15 protein-coding genes and 1 tRNA gene are annotated in these 16,878 nt (G+C 54.1%); 4 read left to right on the top strand and 12 right to left on the bottom strand.

The features are described 5' to 3' along the window. Positions 1-2: 2 nt before the first annotated feature. From FHW17_RS22630 to FHW17_RS22620, 3 genes are read right to left on the bottom strand one after another with little or no spacing between them, the layout of a single operon-like run. Positions 3-1,100, bottom strand: a complete 1,098-nt coding sequence (locus FHW17_RS22630) for an ABC transporter substrate-binding protein (protein WP_246706990.1) — start codon at positions 1,098-1,100, stop codon at positions 3-5. Next, positions 1,097-2,482, bottom strand: a complete 1,386-nt coding sequence (locus FHW17_RS22625) for a sensor histidine kinase (protein WP_182510876.1) — start codon at positions 2,480-2,482, stop codon at positions 1,097-1,099. The genes FHW17_RS22630 and FHW17_RS22625 overlap by 4 nt, the downstream gene beginning before the upstream one ends. Then, positions 2,472-3,152, bottom strand: a complete 681-nt coding sequence (locus FHW17_RS22620) for a response regulator transcription factor (RefSeq protein WP_182510909.1) — start codon at positions 3,150-3,152, stop codon at positions 2,472-2,474. The genes FHW17_RS22625 and FHW17_RS22620 overlap by 11 nt, the downstream gene beginning before the upstream one ends. A 111-nt stretch (positions 3,153-3,263) precedes the next feature. Here FHW17_RS22620 and FHW17_RS22615 point away from each other — a divergent pair, with 111 nt between their 5' ends. Then, the gene (locus FHW17_RS22615) at positions 3,264-3,701 is read left to right on the top strand and encodes an acetyltransferase (protein ID WP_182510875.1); all 438 of its coding nucleotides are present in this window, start codon (positions 3,264-3,266) and stop codon (positions 3,699-3,701) included. 25 nt (positions 3,702-3,726) lie between these two features. On the opposite strand, the gene FHW17_RS22610 is transcribed toward FHW17_RS22615, so the two are convergent. The 6 genes from FHW17_RS22610 to FHW17_RS22585 all read right to left on the bottom strand — a co-directional run bounded on the left by FHW17_RS22610 (position 3,727) and on the right by FHW17_RS22585 (position 7,670). Then, a complete protein-coding gene (locus tag FHW17_RS22610; protein ID WP_112527092.1) occupies positions 3,727-4,119 on the bottom strand; it encodes a type II toxin-antitoxin system HicB family antitoxin in 393 nt (130 codons plus the stop codon). Between the two features lie 37 nt (positions 4,120-4,156). After that, positions 4,157-4,339 carry a type II toxin-antitoxin system HicA family toxin gene (locus FHW17_RS22605; RefSeq protein WP_113096410.1) on the bottom strand — a complete coding sequence of 61 codons (183 nt, stop codon included), beginning with the start codon at positions 4,337-4,339 and terminating at the stop codon, positions 4,157-4,159. Positions 4,340-4,938: 599 nt separating this feature from the next. Next, positions 4,939-6,015 carry a macro domain-containing protein gene (locus FHW17_RS22600; RefSeq protein ID WP_112527088.1) on the bottom strand — a complete coding sequence of 359 codons (1,077 nt, stop codon included), beginning with the start codon at positions 6,013-6,015 and terminating at the stop codon, positions 4,939-4,941. Then, entirely contained in the window at positions 6,015-6,647 is a 633-nt protein-coding gene (locus FHW17_RS22595; RefSeq protein ID WP_246706988.1) for a DUF4433 domain-containing protein, read from the bottom strand. Before FHW17_RS22595 ends, FHW17_RS22600 begins: the two co-directional genes overlap by 1 nt. A 267-nt stretch (positions 6,648-6,914) precedes the next feature. Next, positions 6,915-6,991, bottom strand: a tRNA-His gene (locus FHW17_RS22590). A 223-nt stretch (positions 6,992-7,214) separates the two neighbouring features. Beyond that, positions 7,215-7,670 (bottom strand): phasin, encoded by a 456-nt coding sequence (locus tag FHW17_RS22585; protein WP_091883437.1) that lies wholly within the window; start codon positions 7,668-7,670, stop codon positions 7,215-7,217. Positions 7,671-7,960: 290 nt separating this feature from the next. Here FHW17_RS22585 and FHW17_RS22580 point away from each other — a divergent pair, with 290 nt between their 5' ends. The 3 genes from FHW17_RS22580 (at position 7,961) to FHW17_RS22570 (ending at position 13,971) form a co-directional block, all read left to right on the top strand. After that, positions 7,961-11,158 (top strand): histidine kinase dimerization/phospho-acceptor domain-containing protein, encoded by a 3,198-nt coding sequence (locus tag FHW17_RS22580; RefSeq protein ID WP_182510874.1) that lies wholly within the window; start codon positions 7,961-7,963, stop codon positions 11,156-11,158. A 90-nt stretch (positions 11,159-11,248) separates the two neighbouring features. Beyond that, positions 11,249-11,809, top strand: a complete 561-nt coding sequence (locus FHW17_RS22575) for an NAD(P)H-dependent oxidoreductase (protein WP_182510873.1) — start codon at positions 11,249-11,251, stop codon at positions 11,807-11,809. 200 nt (positions 11,810-12,009) lie between these two features. After that, positions 12,010-13,971, top strand: coding sequence for an AsmA-like C-terminal region-containing protein (locus tag FHW17_RS22570; protein WP_182510872.1), 1,962 nt, complete (start codon positions 12,010-12,012; stop codon positions 13,969-13,971). Between the two features lie 8 nt (positions 13,972-13,979). Here FHW17_RS22570 and FHW17_RS22565 read toward each other — a convergent pair whose 3' ends face one another. From FHW17_RS22565 to FHW17_RS22555, 3 genes are read right to left on the bottom strand one after another with little or no spacing between them, the layout of a single operon-like run. After that, a complete protein-coding gene (locus FHW17_RS22565; protein WP_112527080.1) occupies positions 13,980-14,798 on the bottom strand; it encodes an ABC transporter permease subunit in 819 nt (272 codons plus the stop codon). 1 nt (position 14,799) lies between these two features. Further along, positions 14,800-15,711 carry an ABC transporter permease subunit gene (locus FHW17_RS22560; RefSeq protein ID WP_182510871.1) on the bottom strand — a complete coding sequence of 304 codons (912 nt, stop codon included), beginning with the start codon at positions 15,709-15,711 and terminating at the stop codon, positions 14,800-14,802. An 11-nt stretch (positions 15,712-15,722) separates the two neighbouring features. Then, positions 15,723-16,868 (bottom strand): ABC transporter ATP-binding protein, encoded by a 1,146-nt coding sequence (locus tag FHW17_RS22555; RefSeq protein WP_113096405.1) that lies wholly within the window; start codon positions 16,866-16,868, stop codon positions 15,723-15,725. Between the last annotated feature and the right edge of the window lie 10 nt (positions 16,869-16,878).

Below are 16,878 nucleotides of genomic sequence, written 5' to 3'. Positions count from 1 at the left end.
CGCTATTCCCGTGTCCATTCCGGGCTGTTGAGTTCAATCAACGAGCGCGACCAATCTTCGATGAAGCGCTGCCTTTGAGCCCAATCCTGAACTGCGAGCAGTGCCGGGCCAATGCGAATGGGCTGGGCAATACCTGACTCCTTCAGGTTCTGCGGGCCGTCGACATCAGGCGGCAGGCTGCCCGTCTCGGAAAAATAGAAAGCATTGTTCCGGGCAATCAATTGCCCGCGTTCTGATAAGAGATAGTCGAGAAACTGTGCGCCCAGATCGCCATGTTTGGCGGATTCGGGAATCAGCGCACCACGGCTCAGCACCAATGTGTAATCGCGCGGCACCACGACCCGGAGGTCTGGATGCTTTCGCGCTGCATCATAGGCGTAGGAGCCAAGCATATTATAGCCGATATAAAGACGCCCGCTTGCTACTTCCTCAAGGATTTCGCCGGTGCAGCAGCGTGCCACCGCAGAAGCCCGCGCCATGCTTTCCAGCAGGCGGCCAAAGACAGTGTTCGTCTGCCGCGCATCATTGAAAGCAAGCAGATAGCCGATGCCGGAGAGACGAATGTCGTAGGTGCCAACCCGGCCGCGGTAATAATCAAGCTTTTCACGCAACAGGTCGGCAAGCTCAACATGGGTTCGGGGAACCTCGGCTGGTGGCACCTTGCGGGTATTGTAGACGAAAACGGCAGGTTCATAGGTGAAACCGAAAACCTCGTCGCGCCAGTTGGCCCAATCGGCGACCCGCGCTGTCTCAGGCGATGTATGGGAGGCCGCGCAGCCATCATTGGCCAGTTTCAACAGCTGATCAACGGATGAGGACAACAGGAGATCGCCGAGAGGCTGGTTTTTACGGCAGGCCTCACTGGCCAATGCATGCAGCTCATTGGTCAGATACTCGATGTAATCGATTGTTATACCGGGCGCGGACTGCTGAAAATCATCAATGAGCGGCTTCATCGCCGCCAGATCAGTGGTTGAATAGATCGTCAGCCTGCCGGTTTCGGTCTGAAGCGCGGGAAACTCTGTGCGGTTGTCTTCGGCGGCGAAAGCCGGAAATACACCGAAGATGGTGGCGAGAATGGCCGTGAAAACTCTCATCATTTCACGGCCCCTTTGTATAATGGCAATGTCAGAACCACCGTAAAACTTTTCTCATCGCGTGCGCGAAAGCCAAGTGTGCCGCCATGGGCGTTCACCACTTCCTGCGCAATGGCAAAACCGAGGCCGGAGCTGCCTTCGTGGGATTTTGACGTCGCAAAACGCTGTGTAGCTTTTTCCCAACCCTCCGGTGGAATGCCGGGGCCATCATCCTCAACTTCCACATAGGCATCAATCGCATCGGAACGCACCCGCACCTCGAGCCGCTGGTCGGTACCATGGCGCAAAGCATTGTCGATTACATTGACGATGGCTTCGCGCAGGCTGACAGCGTCGCCAAGTACAAAAGGACGGTCGTCGGGTGCTTCGAACGAGATGACAATATCCGGATCAACCGTGATTGGAATCGCAGCGCGATAGGCGCGGCGTGCCACGTCCACAAGGCTGATTGGCTCCAGCTGGATCGAGTCGGCACGGTGGATGACCATGGCATGGCTGAGCAACTGATTGGTCAGGCGCGCCAATTCGCCGGTGCGCTGCTGAACACGCTCAAAATGCTGACGTCCGGCTTTGTCGAGTTTGTCATGACCGAGAAGATCAATCTGGGCCGAGAGGGCCGTCAGTGGGGTTCTTATCTGATGGGCAGCGTCGGCGATAAACCGTTGCAGCAAATCCACGCGCTCGTCGAGACGCCCCATGAAATGATTGATGGAGCTGACGAACGGATCAAGCTCGCGTGGAACATCCACCGTTACGGGCGTCAGGTCATGCGGATCGCGGCGGCGCACCGCGGCGCCAAGCCGCTCGACGGGCTGCAGCGCATAGCGGATGGCGAGCATTGCACCGGCAAAGGCGAGAAGGCTCATGATAACAACAAGGATTGTGGCGCGCAGAGTAAGCTCGCGGGTCAAGGCTGAGCGTGCCTCATTGGTTTGCGCCACGATGACATAGGCACGCCCACTAACGGACGGGTCCGCCAGCACACGCGTGGCGCGGGCGATGCGCACCGCCTCGCCCTTATAGTTGCCTTCACTGATGTCAAGCGCATCCCGGCTGCCATCAGGAGGGTCGGGGCTTTGCAGATCATCATAGCCGGTAACGGTTTTGCCCTTCGTATCAATGACGCGGTAAAAAATCCTGTCACGTTCGGCCAGACCAAGCAATTCGAAAGCCGATGTCGGCAAACGAACGGTGAGAGCGCCATTTTCAACAGAAAGGCTTTCGGCCATTTGCAGTGCCGCACCGACGAGAAGTCGGTCATAGGCTTTGTCAGCAGCCGTTTCCGCATAGTACCACGCGGCGCTGACCAGCAACGCCGCGCCAATGCCGAGCACCAGCGAAATACGCCGGGCCAGCCGCGCGAAAAGTGACGGTTCATGATGCATCGCCGGCCACCAGTTGATAGCCCAGCCCGCGCACCGTTACGATCCGTGCCTGCGCACCTTCCAGTTTCTTGCGGAGCCGGCCCACATAAAGCTCAATCGCATTGGCGTTGGCGGCGGCCTCGTCGAAGCCGAAAATCTGGTCAAGCAGTTCATCCTTACTGAAAACACGGCCGGGACGCGCAGCCATCACCTCAAGCAAGGTCAGTTCGCGGCGCTTCAACTGGACTTCGCGCTTACCCACATGGACAGAGCGCGCGCCCCGGTCGATGGCAATGTCGCCGCACTTGATCAGATTGGTCGCCTCTCCGCCGGTGCGGCGCCGGATCAGCACGCGGGCGCGGGCTTCAAGCTCGCGAAAATCGAAAGGTTTGACGAGATAATCATCGGCGCCAAGATCGAGCGCGCCAACACGATCTTCAATCTCTGACCGCGCCGTCAGCACGAGAACAGGAACGGTATTGCCGGATTTGCGCAGGCGCTTGAGAATCTCAAAACCGTCCATATCAGGCAGCATGACATCGAGAATGATCAGCGCATATTCGGTGAAATCGATGATCTCGGCAGCATCGCGGCCATTGGTTTCCCAATCCACAGCATGGCCGATCGCCTCGAAACGCTTGGCGATAGCCTCCCCCACATCATGCGTATCCTCAACCAGCAATATGCGCATGGTTTTCATTGGCATGAACGCCCTTCGGGATCAATGAAGATGACATGGACTTGGCAAACGGGAATGCGGGCGATATTCAATGCCGCCCACATATGAACCGAGAATAAGACGATGATTATTCGACCAAGACAGCGCGACGACATATCCAGGCTTGTGGCGATCTGGGAAAGTGCCGTCAGAGCCACGCATCATTTCCTTGCGGAGGAAGACATCCAGTTTTTCCTGCCACTCGTTCGCGACGAGGCTCTTCCGGGTCTTGAGGTGTGGGTTGCACAATCATTGTCAGGCGAGCTTCTGGGTTTCATGGGCTTGTCAGACGAGAAGGTTGAAATGCTGTTCGTTGATCCGGCCAACCATGGCCGGGGAACCGGAAGGCGCCTTCTTGATCATGCAAGAACGCTGAAAGGCCGACTCAGTGTCGACGTTAACGAGCAGAACCCGGATGCTCACGGTTTTTATCGCAAATATGGATTTGTCGAAATTGGCCGCTCTGAACTTGACGGGTCAGGGCGCCCCTTCCCGCTCATTCACATGCAACAACCAGCCTGAGTGCTTGTTCTATCGGGATAGACCCTCAAGCTTCAATCTCGCGCTTGGCGGCACTGGCCAGAAAGGCGGAGCGTGTCGTACCTCGCGCCTTGACGGTATCGTCAATAGCACGCAACAGGCCGCGCTCAAACGTGACGTTGGCTCTGACAACCGCCGTATCATTGTCAATCAGTGGTACGAAAACCAGATAGGCGCCCGCCGCGAGTTCATCCCTGATGTCTTGCCGTGCTAAAATGTCCCCATGGCTCGATGGGGCTGGAAGCTCCGCATCCTCGGCATATAGGCGGAGTGCTTCGACAGCATTGCGGACGATATCGTCGGCTTTATCTGCAGCCGAATAGACCCCTTTGATATCAGGGAACTGAATGCCGAACGCGCTGTCTTCATCCTTGTGAACCAATGCAAAATAGTGACGCATCTTATACCCTTTCCGGATCATCTGATGTGGGAGGAGGTCAGAGCCAGCCTGCATCTTTCGCTATTGACCGGGCCGTGCCGATCGGCAGATCCTTCTTTGGATGAGGCACGATCAAAGTAAGGGTGCCTTTGCGAAACTTGTGATGGGAACCACTGACAGAGACCAGTTCGAAACCTTCGTCCTTCAGTCTCTTAATGATCTTGCGGCTGTCACGCTCCATTTCAATCCCAATCGAATGTGTCAATATATACACACTACGGCATAATCACGCAATAATAGTACGCATTATTATGCGCACTTAATAATGGAACGATGAGGCCCAAAGCCGTTGAATGTATCAAAAAGGCGCAGAAGTATTGGGCGCTTGGTTCCGGGCCCAACAATGAATGTGCTGCCACATACCATCCATCTCCACGAAACCGCCATGGCATCCAACACCAGACATATAGTGCAAAATTGAGAACGCCAGCACGGCGCGCATTGTTGAATTATGAAAATATTTAAATAGAGAGAAATCTGCGAGATTGAGAAGTGGTACGGACGGGTCGCTTCACGTCGATTCTATGGGTCAACAATTTCAACTAGTTAGTACCATAGCAAATTTCTTTGTGGCGTAAAATGTGGCGCAGAACGTGGCTCACGGTACTGGTCGATTTCATTGCATATTTCGCCCCAATTTTTCACAACGTTGCAAACAATCTCTATGCCGCTCAACGTTTCTATTCTCTACAGAAACTCACCCACCTTCAAGCCAATGTTCATGTTCGCACACCTAGGTCACATATTCTGAATTGGGTCAGAGGACTTAATTTCTGGGATTCAAGCTTGCGTAAGTGAGTTTTCTTGAAGGGCGTCTAGAGCGATTCCAATGATTCGATCCTCAAAGAGTTCCAGTTTGCGTTCAGCGGACTCTTTACCGCCAGGCCAACTAGGCAACCTGGCTTTAATTTCACTGACCACAGGCTGTGTATGTTCACGATGAATCAACCAATCCACTGTCGCCAGCAATTCCATACCTAGTGGCGATTCAAATCCATCGATCAGTCGGCTTGTCGAATCTAAAGCGGCTCGATAGGGCTTTGCCTCTGGTGTGGTGAAGTATACCGCAACTACGTCTTTTTTTGAGTCATCGAAGTGGATAGGCTCAAATGGTCCGGCATCGCCCAGCCGTTTGTCGCAATGTAGGTAGCTGCCATCAAGAGAGTCCAACAAATGTTTTAGCCTGTCCGAATAGGGACCATATTTGTTCGCCCCAAACTCGAATTTCATTGAAGGAAGTTGGTGCATTGTTGCAAAGCGCTCAACAAAATAACCAAGTTTTTGAATTTCAAGCAGTGAACAATCTATCCCTAATATTGAATATCTGCGAACTAATTCAGCTATGAGTGCTCTCGCAGGAGTAAGCTTCTCGACCCCCTCTCGTTTAGCAACATTCTGGTATTTAGCAGTTGGTTCGTAAACAATAACCTTGACGTCCTCTAAAGGCGTCAACTTATATATGATTAAATTCTTCACTTCATGCCAATCGAGGCCGCCGTTGCCTGCCCCCAGGGGCGGCAATGCAATCGATCGAATATCGTTGGATATCAAGACGTGCTTGAGGTTGTCCAAACCTTTGGAAATCCAATCCAGTCTAGATGGATACCGCCAATGAGCTTTAGTAGGAAAATTTATTATCCACTTTGGGCCATATAAATCTTTTCGTTCCGTTACGAACATTTCGCCCACGTGAACACGTTTCGCGGCGCATGCCGCTTCATATAGTTTGAAATTTTCTGGAAAAGCCTCCTTAAACATCAAGGCAACGCCTTTACCCATAACGCCCACCGTATTTACGGTGTTAACGAGGGCTTCAGCGTCTGCGTCGAGCAGATTTCCCTGTACGAACTTGATCATTAAAAAAACCATTCTCTTTGTACGACGACTTTTATTTCAGCGTTATGCTTCTTAGCTTCCGCTTCCACAACCGCCTTCACGTTTGCATTATAACAAGCAATGCCGAGCAGCGCCCCAAGCGGGACATGTTTATGCACAAGTGCTTCAGCTTGGTATTTCTCGAACTTGTCTGCGTCATCACGTTTGAAATTCTTAGCCTGCAAAGTTGGCCAAATGATCCAACCCAAATCGACCAAACTACTCGAGAACTGCGCAGTCCTAAGATAGGCGTGCCGATCAGTGAATACGAATGGGATCTTGTGTTCCACCAAATGGGGCAACGAAGAGACCAAAATCATTATATCTTCCATGGGTCGTTTCGTTATGCCGCTAAATCCCGTTTTTATGTTGTACAGCATCGGGCTACACGGCGTAAAATAGAACGGCACATAGTCGCTCAAAGTCCCACCGGGCGCGCAGGGCACTTCCCGCATATCCCGTTTTACGATTAGCTCAGGATTACCGATGGCCGTATAGTTCTGACCGTTCATAGTCGCCTTGCAATGGCAACCATTGCCCAACGTTTTCGCTATATTGTCCTTATGGACAATTCTAAAAATGAGTGCTTTTTCTTGGGTCAGATTGATATTCATGATTCGGAATTTATACTGATGCATGCTTAGCGACAAGCATGCCGCCAGCAGCGTCTAAGCTTTAGAGATATTAAAAAATCTTGGCTTTTCGACCGGAGTGAACTGTCTTTGCGTGCCGAGACAGAAACATTGGAAATGCCCGCTTATGTTACTGTTTGTGGCGCATTATGTGGCCCAAAAATAAGTGACGCGCCACATAACCCAAACAAACCGGCCGTGTAAACGCCAAAAAACACAATAAAATCAAATAGTTAGTGGGTAAAGAAGTGGTACGGACGGGTGGATTCGAACCACCGACCTCAGGAGCCACAATCCTGCGCTCTAACCAACTGAGCTACGACCGCGCACCGTCTTCTTTTCGACAGGGGTCACATACGTAAGATTGATGCTTTTGGCAAGCACCCGATGCAACAGAAAGGTAAAAACAAACAAAAAAGAAAAGGCCGGGGGAGGACCCGGCCTTTTCCATTAGTGCAAGACCCATACGGGAGGAACTATTGGGTCTTGCTTGTCCAGCGGCTGGGAGGAGGAGTGCCGCCGGAGTATTTTTTGATCAAAAGCGTCTGATCAGGCGACCTTGACGTCCTTGATTGCCTTCTCAACAGCCGACTTGACTGGAGCGGAGATTTCTTCAACAGCCTTGGTAGCAACCGTCTGGAATTCCTTGGCCTGGTCTGTAAGGGCTTCAGCCTGCTTGCGAACGAATGCGCTCTGCAGTTCGATAACTTCGCCGAAAGACTTAACGCCGATCAGAGCTTCGATATGAGCAAAGCTTGCTTCGGTGTTGGCGCGCAGCGCAGCCAATGCCTTGAGCGAAAGAGCAGCAGTGTTCGACTGTGCAGTTTCGAAAGTGCTTTCGAGTGTCTTCTGTGCAGCTTCAGCCTGATCCTTGATCTTGGCATAAGCTTCCTTCGACTGGGCAACGCCCTTCTCGGTGAATTCGCGAACCTGATCGGTTACAGCGGTTGCATCAAATGTAGGGATCGAGAACGCATCAGCAGTCTGTTTGGTTGTCTTGCTCATAATATGTTCCTTCCGGTTGCAGCCTGTCTACGCGACTGCTTGTGAATTCATGGGTTGTATATAGCTGCATTTATTGTGCATTGCAACATTTCTTTTGCAACGCACAATCAAGGGCCTGATTTTCCATCGAAATATTTTTGTGGAGCGTCTTTGAAGTTAACTAAACCAAGAGAAAGACGTGTGAGGTAGATGAGTGTGAGTGGACGATTGACCGCCTTAGCTTTATTAACAGAGTATTAAGACAGTCCGCAGACAGCGGGTCTTTCATTGTGGAGTACACCGGTCAACCGATGACGTCTGGAACCTACCCCTTCATCGATATTGCCGTTCTGGATGAAATTCGCGAGCATTTTGCCAATGGCGATGCGCTTGTGGTTATTTCGCCGGATCTGGAGAGCGTCATATGGGCCAATGGTCAGGGCGCAGCTGCTCTCGGCTATCCGACCATTGATGACATTCTGGACGCCGGATCGGTGCTCAACGTTCAGGCCCGGCGCCAGCTGATGGCGCTCGATGGTTTCCCTGCCATTGGCCATGGCCGCACGGTTTCCCTGCGCGTGGCCTTTGGATTGGCCAGCCGCATCCTGACATTTCAGGCAAGCGATCTGACCCTGCCACGCGGTGAACCGGCTATCCTGCTCTCCATCGCCAACACGTCGCGAATGACATCAGAAGCGGAAATTGCCACCCTCGCGATCAAGGGGTTCGGTGACAGCACGACCCATGCGGCGATGATTGATGCCACAGGCAAGGTGCTGGCGGCATCGGACCAATTTCGCGTTATCGGATTCAGCGACAAGATTTTGGGCGATCTGGTGCGCGAAGTGCGGCTGGAACGCAACCGGCTCGTCAAACGACCAGTGCAGGCATCGGGCGGTTTCGTGCCGACAGGTATTGCGCGGCTGACCGACAGCCCTGCCCTGCACCTGCTGTTCGCCATTGAGGACATCAACCGAAACACCGGACAATCCGCAACGGTTGATGAGAAGCTGCCGGAGCCTGTTCTCACGCCGCAAGAGGTGGTCGCACCGGATACCGGCGCACCGCAAAACATTGCTGCGGCTGTTGAACCAATCACTGCAACTGTCCCTGAACCGATAGCCGAGCAAAAGGCTGAAACGGAGCCGGAAGGCGGTGCTTTTCAATACAGGCCATCTGACACCCCTGTCCGGTTTGTCTGGAAAGTGGATGCGGATGCCAGATTCAATGAAGTATCGCCGGAGTTTGTTGGCGCCGTTGGACCCAATTCGGCTGATGTTATCGGAAAGTCCTTCCGCGATGTCGCCAAGGTTTACGGGCTGGATAGTGGTGGCGAGATAGCCGATCTGCTGGAACGGCGTGATACGTGGTCAGGCCGGACAGTTCAATGGCCCATTGAGGGCACCGATTTACGCGTTCCCATCGAGTTAGCGGCCCTGCCGATTTACTCGCGCGAGCGGGTTTTCATGGGCTTTCGTGGTTTTGGCGTTGCCCGGATGGGCGATGTTACAACCGACCCTGAGGCCATCGGCAAGGTGCTGGCTCCCGAACCAGCCATGCCAGTTGATGCATTCAACGGCGAAAAACCTGCCATTGCCGTTACACCTGAAGCACAGGTCGAAACACCGCGCGACGAAGCCAGACCCGAATTGATCGAAGGAAATGTCATTCCCCTGAAGACCAATCGTCTTCCACGAGATGATGGCCGGTTGAATGATGCGGAGCGTAATGCTTTCAGGGAGATCGCAGAGCGCCTTCGTCGCGAAGTTCTTGTTGATAATCCAAAGGAATTGGACCCTATTCCTGCACCTGTTGTCGCGGATGTTGAAACGACATCAGGTCGGCCCGCCACGGGATTGACGAAATCGGAGCCAGTTACGCCGCCGGTTCCTGCTCGAGTTGTGCCGCCGGTTCCTGCTGCTGAAGTTGTTGGTCCGGGGTATGACGCATCGGCTGGTAAAGCTGCAACAGCAATTGCCCCGGAAAAGGATTTTGCCGAGAACATCCGGACAAAGGCGCGGCAGGGCGTGGATACCGCCATTCTGGCGGCGCTGCCCCTTCCCGTTCTGATCCATCGCCATGGCATTCTTCTTTATGCCAATAAGGCGTTGCTCGATGCTACGCTTTATGAATCGCATGAAGCCATCAATGCAGCCGGCGGGTTGAATGCGCTTTTTGCCGAGAACCCTGATCAGGCCGACGGCGAGGATACTGATGGTGTGAACCTGCGCCTCAGCAACGACACGACCAAGCGCGTGCAGGCTCATTTGCAGGCGGTGCGCTGGGACGAAGACGGCGAACGTGCCTTGATGCTCGCTCTTTCGCCGGAAGCACAGGCTCCAGTTGTGCAGACACAGGAACAGCGCTTTGACGACAGCGAGCGGCAGCTCCTGCAAACGCGGATCGATGAGCTTAACGCGATTCTTGATACGGCAACGGACGGAGTTATCCTGCTTGATTCCGCCGGTGCAATCCGCTCGGTCAATCATTCAGCGGCTGCGTTGTTTGGCTATGAGCCGGAAGAAGTGGAAGGCAAGGCATTTTCCCTGCTCTTCGCCATTGAAAGCCAGCGGGCCGCGATGGACTATGTCAGCAGTCTCTCGGACAATGGCGTTGCCAGTGTTCTCAATGATGGACGCGAAGTTATCGGCCGCGAGAGCAAGGGACGGTTTATTCCGCTGTTCATGACCATTGGCAAGCTTGATGCGTCAAAAGGCTTTTGTGTCGTGTTGCGCGACATCACGCATTGGAAGCAGGCCGAAGAAGAACTGGTCAGCGCCAAACGCGAGGCGGAGCGCACCTCTAGCCAGAAGAGCGAATTTCTCGCACGCATCAGCCACGAAATCCGCACACCACTCAACGCCATTATCGGCTTCTCGGAGTTGATGGCGGACGAGAAATTCGGCCCTATCGACAATGAGCGCTATCGCGATTATCTCAATGATATCAGCCGTTCCGGTAATCATGTGCTGTCGCTTGTCAACGATCTACTCGATATTTCGAAGATCGAAGCGGGTGCCGTTGAGTTCGACTTCCAGGCGGTATCGCTGAACGAGGCCCTGACCGAAGCCGTGGCAATTATGCAGCCACAGGCCAATCGCGAGCGGGTAATCATCCGTTCCAGCCTGACATCGCGTCTACCGGATATCGTCGCGGATCAGCGTTCAATCACGCAGATCGCCCTCAATCTTCTGTCCAATGCCATCCGCTTTACAGGACCGGGCGGGCAGGTGATCATTTCGACCAGCTACGAGCCGAGTGGCGATGTGCTCCTGCGCGTGCGCGATACGGGCATCGGCATGACACGGCAGGAAGTCGAGCAGGCATTGCGGCCTTACAAGCAGATCACCACGCCAAAGCATGCGCGCACGGATGGGACTGGTCTTGGCCTGCCGCTGACCAAGGCTATGGCTGAGGCAAACCGGGCGAGCTTCTCTATCGACTCGACGCCGGGACGCGGAACCATGGTCGAAATCAGCTTTCCGTCGACCCGCGTTCTCGCCGACTGAAATCGACCAGACAAATAATCTGATATATAAATCATCTGTTGGATTGATTTAGGCCGGATTGGCATTCTCCAGACAAAGGAGAAGCCAATCATGAAAACATTGATCCTCATATTTCACCCTGATTTCAAACAGTCACGCGCCAATCGCGCTCTGGCCGACGCAGCAATGCAGATCCCCGGCACGGAAGTGTTCGACGTTCAGGCCGCCTATCCGGACGGGAAGATCGACAGTGACGCAGAAGTCGAGCGCCTGCTTTCGGCTGACCGCATTGTCTATCAGTTTCCGATCCAGTGGTACGCTGCACCGCCGATCCTGCAGGCATGGCAAAATGCCGTACTGACCCGCATGTACTACATCAATTACGAGAATGAGGGCCGGTTGCTGGAGGGAACACCCCTGTTCATCGCGACGACGGCGGGCAATACACCAGCAGCCTACACGCCGCAGGGCGTCAATCTGATGCCTGTCAGTGCGCTGCTCAACCCCTTGCGCTCCATGGCCAACCGTTGTGGCCTTCCCCTCGCCGAACCGTTTGTCGTGTATGAGACCATGAAAGCGGATGACGAAACGCTGCGAAAAGCCGGGGCATCCTACGCGTCATGGCTGTCACGCGCATCAATACCCCACATGAATGTCGTTGAGCACGCCTAGCTCTGGCTGTATGACAAAGTTTGAGGCAATCACCGCTTGCCTCATTCAACCCTCAATGTGATGGCAAACGCTCTGCAACAAATTGGCGGCAAATAGTGCCTAGGCCTTGAATTGCAACGGATGATCGCTAAACCGTAGAAGGTGAAGCGTGAAACCTTTCCGGCGCGCACCCGGAAGCAGTGTAGACATCGGAAATATTCATGTCCTGGTACAGGCCGAGGAACATTCTCGCAACGATCATTCTATTGGCTCTCGTTGCCGCGGGTCTCCTTGCCGCCATACCTTACCTCGTCAGCACGGATGTTATTCGCGCCCGACTGATCCAGGAACTCAGCAACTGGACGGGCTATAGCGTCGAATCCCGCCAAACGCCGCAAATCTCTTTCTTTCCGGTCTTTTCCGCTTCGCTTGGCGACGTGACAATACGAAACCCATGGCAGAGTGGAGGCACGCCCTTCATGAAAGCTGAACGCATCGAGGTCGACCTGTCGCTGATCTCGGCGCTGATGGGACGCACCGAATTCACCGAGACAAAGCTTATCCGCCCGCGTTTTGTTATCGATGAACCGATCAAGAGTCTTTCGCAAATCGGCGAATCGCTGGCCAAAACCGATGGCCGCGTTGGCGATGTCATGCGCGAGGCCCGTGCCGCTATCGAAGCCAATCCAGCAAAACCTGATATGAGTAATGTATCGTCACAGCCTTTCGGCCGCATACGACTGGAAGATGCTGTGGTGACGTTCAAACGCCCGCTCAATGGTGCAGAAGAACAGATTTCCAGCATCAGCGGTGTTTTCGAATGGCCGCAAACATCTGGGGTTGCGAGTTTTCGCGGCAATGCCATCTGGCACGGTGAAGAGACTGAAATAGACAGTTCGGCAAGCAAGGCCCTGCTGCTTCTGGCCGGCGGCACGAGCCCGCTACAGGTCAACCTCACATCGACGCCTTTGACCCTTGCCTTTAACGGTTCAGCCAATATCTCGAAGAACCAGTTTTTTCAGGGCACCCTGTCTCTGACCTCGCCTTCCCTGCGCCGAACCCTGGAATGGTCGAAAACACCGTCAATTCCCGGCGCGCCCATCGGCAGCTTTGCGCTTGATGCGACGGTTTCAGGCTCAGCCAACCGTATGAAAATGGACGGACTGACCGCAACACTTAACGATAATCCGGCCAAGGGCGGTATTGAGATCGTCCTGAATGATGGGACGCCGAGCATTACCGGAACGCTGGCTTTCGAAACACTTGATCTTCGCTCCGTTCTTTCAGGCTTCATGCCGCTGCCGGATGGTTCGGCCAATTCGAATGCGGTTATCGACACCCGTTTTCTTAAACAGGCCAATGTTGATCTGCGTGTTTCCACCCAGAAGGCGACGGCGGGCTCGATCAACCTTACCAATGTTGCGGCAACGGCGCAGGTGCGCAACGGCCGGGCCATTTTTGATATTGGCGAGGCATCGGCGTTTAACGGTTCTGTCGCGGCGAGTTTTCAGCTGGCTGAAGAAGGTGACGGCGGCGCCACAGGCGAATTACGCCTCAATGGAACCGACGTGAACAGCGCATCCATCGCCCCATTGCTGGGTCTGGGCAACCGTTTTGAGCTTGGCAAAGGCACAATCTCCGTAGTTCTTAAAGGCCCGATCACCCGGTGGTCATCGGCAATGGAAAACGCCAAGGGGACGCTGAGCATGCGTTTTGGCACCGGGCAGATCAAAAGCCTCGATTTCAACAACCTGCTCAACAAGGCCAAAACCGACCGGTTTTTCAGCCTGAACGAGAAAACGGATGCATGGCTCGCATTTGACCGGATCGAGATCAAGGCCAATATCATGGATGGTGTGGCGGCGCTCGATACGGCGCAGGTCCAGATGAAATCAGGCGTATTGAACTTTGCCGGCATTGTCACGCTGATCGGTAAGAGTCTGGCTCTGACCGGAGACTACGCAATGCCGGTCGCCGCGCCTGCTCCAGCCCCAACACCAGCGCCCGCACCGGCGACGACAACCCCTGCCCCGGCAACAACGCCAGCACCTGCAGAAACTGCGCCTCAGGCTGCGGCGCCTGCGGACCAGAAGCCCGTGCAGACCTTCAACCACACGCGCTTCTTTATCGGCGGTTCATGGGACAACCCGTTCATTTCGCCGATTATTGCACCGGCGAATTGAAGCCGGATTTAATGACGGGCCGCTGCCTGCTCGTCGCGCGCCTTCTGCACCTCGCGGCGTTTATTGGCAAGCGACGCGATGACCACACCCACCGCAACAATGGCAATCAGGATGGTACAGGCGGCATTGATCTCCGGCGTTACCCCCAAGCGAACCTGTGAGTAAATGCGCATCGGCAAGGTGGTGGCACCCGGCCCGGAGGTGAAGCTAGAAATCACCAGATCATCAAGTGACAGGGTAAAGGCCAGCATCCAGCCTGAAACAACAGCTGGCAGGATCACCGGCAGCGTCACCTTGAAGAAGGTCGTAACAGGCGTTGCACCCAGATCCATCGCCGCTTCCTCAAGCGAACGGTCGAACGTCACGAGACGCGACTGCACCACCACTGCCACAAAACACATGGTGAAGGTGATATGGGCGAGCGTAACCGTCCAGATGCCGCGGTCAAAGCCGATAGCCACGAACAGCAGCAACAGCGACAGGCCGGTGATCACTTCGGGCATAACCAGCGGCGCATAGATCATCGCTGAAAACAGCATCCGGCCACGGAAGCGGGTGTAGCGTGTCAGCGCCAGTGCGCCGAGTGTTCCCAGAATTGTTGCAACTGTTGCCGAGATCAGGCCGACGCGGATGGTCACCCATGCTGCATCGATGAAGCTCTTATTGTTGAACAGGGACACGTACCATTTGGTCGAGAACCCCGCCCAGACAGTGACGAGGCGCGACTCGTTAAAGGAGAACACCACCAGCAGGACAATCGGCAAATACAGAAATGCAAAGCCAATAACCAATGAGACAATATTAAAGCGGGACCAAGTTGTGTTCATATCACTTCTCGCTTTCCTGGGCTTTGGCTTCCGACCGCTGGAACAGCACAATCGGCACAACAAGCAGCGCCAAGAGAACGACTGCAACCGCAGAAGATAATGGCCAGTCACGATTGGCGGAGAACTCGTTCCATAGCGTCTTGCCGATCATCAGCGTTTCAGAACCACCGAGCAGATCGGGAATAACAAACTCGCCGACAGCCGGAATGAAAACAAGGAAACATCCGGCGACGACGCCGGGCAGCGAGAGCGGAAAGGTGATTTTCCAGAAAGCCGTGATGGGCGGGCAACCAAGATCTTCAGCCGCTTCCACAAGGGAATAGTCCATCTTTTCCAGCGTCGAATAAATCGGCAAAACCAGAAATGGCAGATAGGAATAGACAATACCGATCAGTACGGCGGTATTCGTGTTCAGAATATTCAGCGGTGTATCGATGATATTGGCCCAAATCAGAAACTGGTTGAGCAGGCCCTCTGGTTTGAGAATACCGATCCACGCATAGACGCGGATAAGGAAACTTGTCCAGAATGGCAGAATGACCAGCATCAACAGGGTCGAGCGGACGGTGGCAGGCGCCCGCGCCATACCATAGGCAATAGGATAACCGACGAGTAGCGTGAGAAACGTCGAAATACCAGCAATGATCACGCTGGAAAGATAGGCTTTGACATAAAGCGGATCGCTTCCGAGGAACGTATAATTGTCCCAGGAGAACTGCGAGATGCTGTTGATGAGCCCTTGCCAGCCAGCCCAAATATCAATCGTTGGCGTATAGGGAGGGATCGCCATCGTCACCTGTGACAGCGAAATCTTGAAAACAATAATGAAGGGGATGAGGAAGAAGATCAGCATCCACAGATAGGGAACGCTGATAACCAGCCTGCTGACGACCGATGCTATCAATTTTTGCATGACATCGCCCCCTATGCTGTCAGCAGGATACCGGCATCGGTATCGAAATTGACCCAGACCATATCGTCATAACCAAGCGGATTTTCGACCGTGCGCACCGCGTTGAGGCTGGCCGCCTTGATGATGCGGCCGCTTTCAAGCCGCACATGGAAAACGGTCATGTCGCCAAAATAGGCAATATCATAGAGTTCGCCATGGGCGGCATTGATGCTGGTATCAGCGGGCTCTTTGCGGCTGAGGCGGATTTTTTCGGGCCGGATGGCAAAGCCGACTGTTTGCCCGGCAGAGCAATCACGCGTTGCGTCAGTGCGGATGGTTATCTTGTCGGCAGGCACGTTGATATCGACCTTGCCGGGAACTGTGGTCGAAACCGTGCCTTCAAACATATTCACATTACCGATGAAGTCGGCAACAAATTTCGAATTCGGAGCTTCGTAGACTTCCGCCGGTGTTGCCACCTGCTTGACCTTGCCTTTGTCCATAACGGCGATACGGTCAGCCATGGTCATGGCCTCTTCCTGATCGTGTGTCACGACCACGAAGGTAAGGCCAAGCTTCATCTGCAGGTCCATCAACTCAAACTGCGTTTCTTCGCGCAGCTTCTTGTCGAGCGCGCCAAGAGGCTCATCCAGCAGCAGAACTTTTGGCCGTTTGGCAACACAGCGGGCAAGCGCCACGCGTTGACGCTGACCGCCGGAAAGCTGATGCGGTTTGCGCTTGGCGAACTGCTCCAGTTTCACCAGCTTCAGCATTTCGGCGACACGCGCCTCGATCTCATTCTTCGGCATGCCGTCCTGTTTGAGACCAAAAGCGATATTGCCCTCAACCGTCATGTGCGGGAACAGGGCATAGGACTGGAACATCATATTGACGGGCCGCTTATAGGGCGGGATGCCGCGCAAATCCTGTCCGTCAAGCAGGATGCGACCGGAGGTTGGCTCTTCAAACCCGGCAAGCATACGCAACAGCGTGGACTTACCACAGCCCGAAGCGCCCAGAAGGGCAAAGAATTCCCTGTTGTAGATCGTCAGGGACAAATCATCGACAGCGGTGAAGTCGCCGAACTTCTTGGTTACATTTTCGAAGGAAATATAGGGTTTTGCTTCAGGATCGTTCCAAGGTGCGAATTTACGGCGAAAGCTTCCCAGTGATTTCATGATTTGCCCC

This window comes from Phyllobacterium sp. P30BS-XVII, from assembly GCF_014138335.1.
Classification (GTDB): Bacteria; Pseudomonadota; Alphaproteobacteria; order Rhizobiales; family Rhizobiaceae; genus Phyllobacterium; species Phyllobacterium meliloti.
Note: the sequence above shows the minus strand (reverse complement) of the source record. Positions and strands in the feature narration are given on the sequence as shown.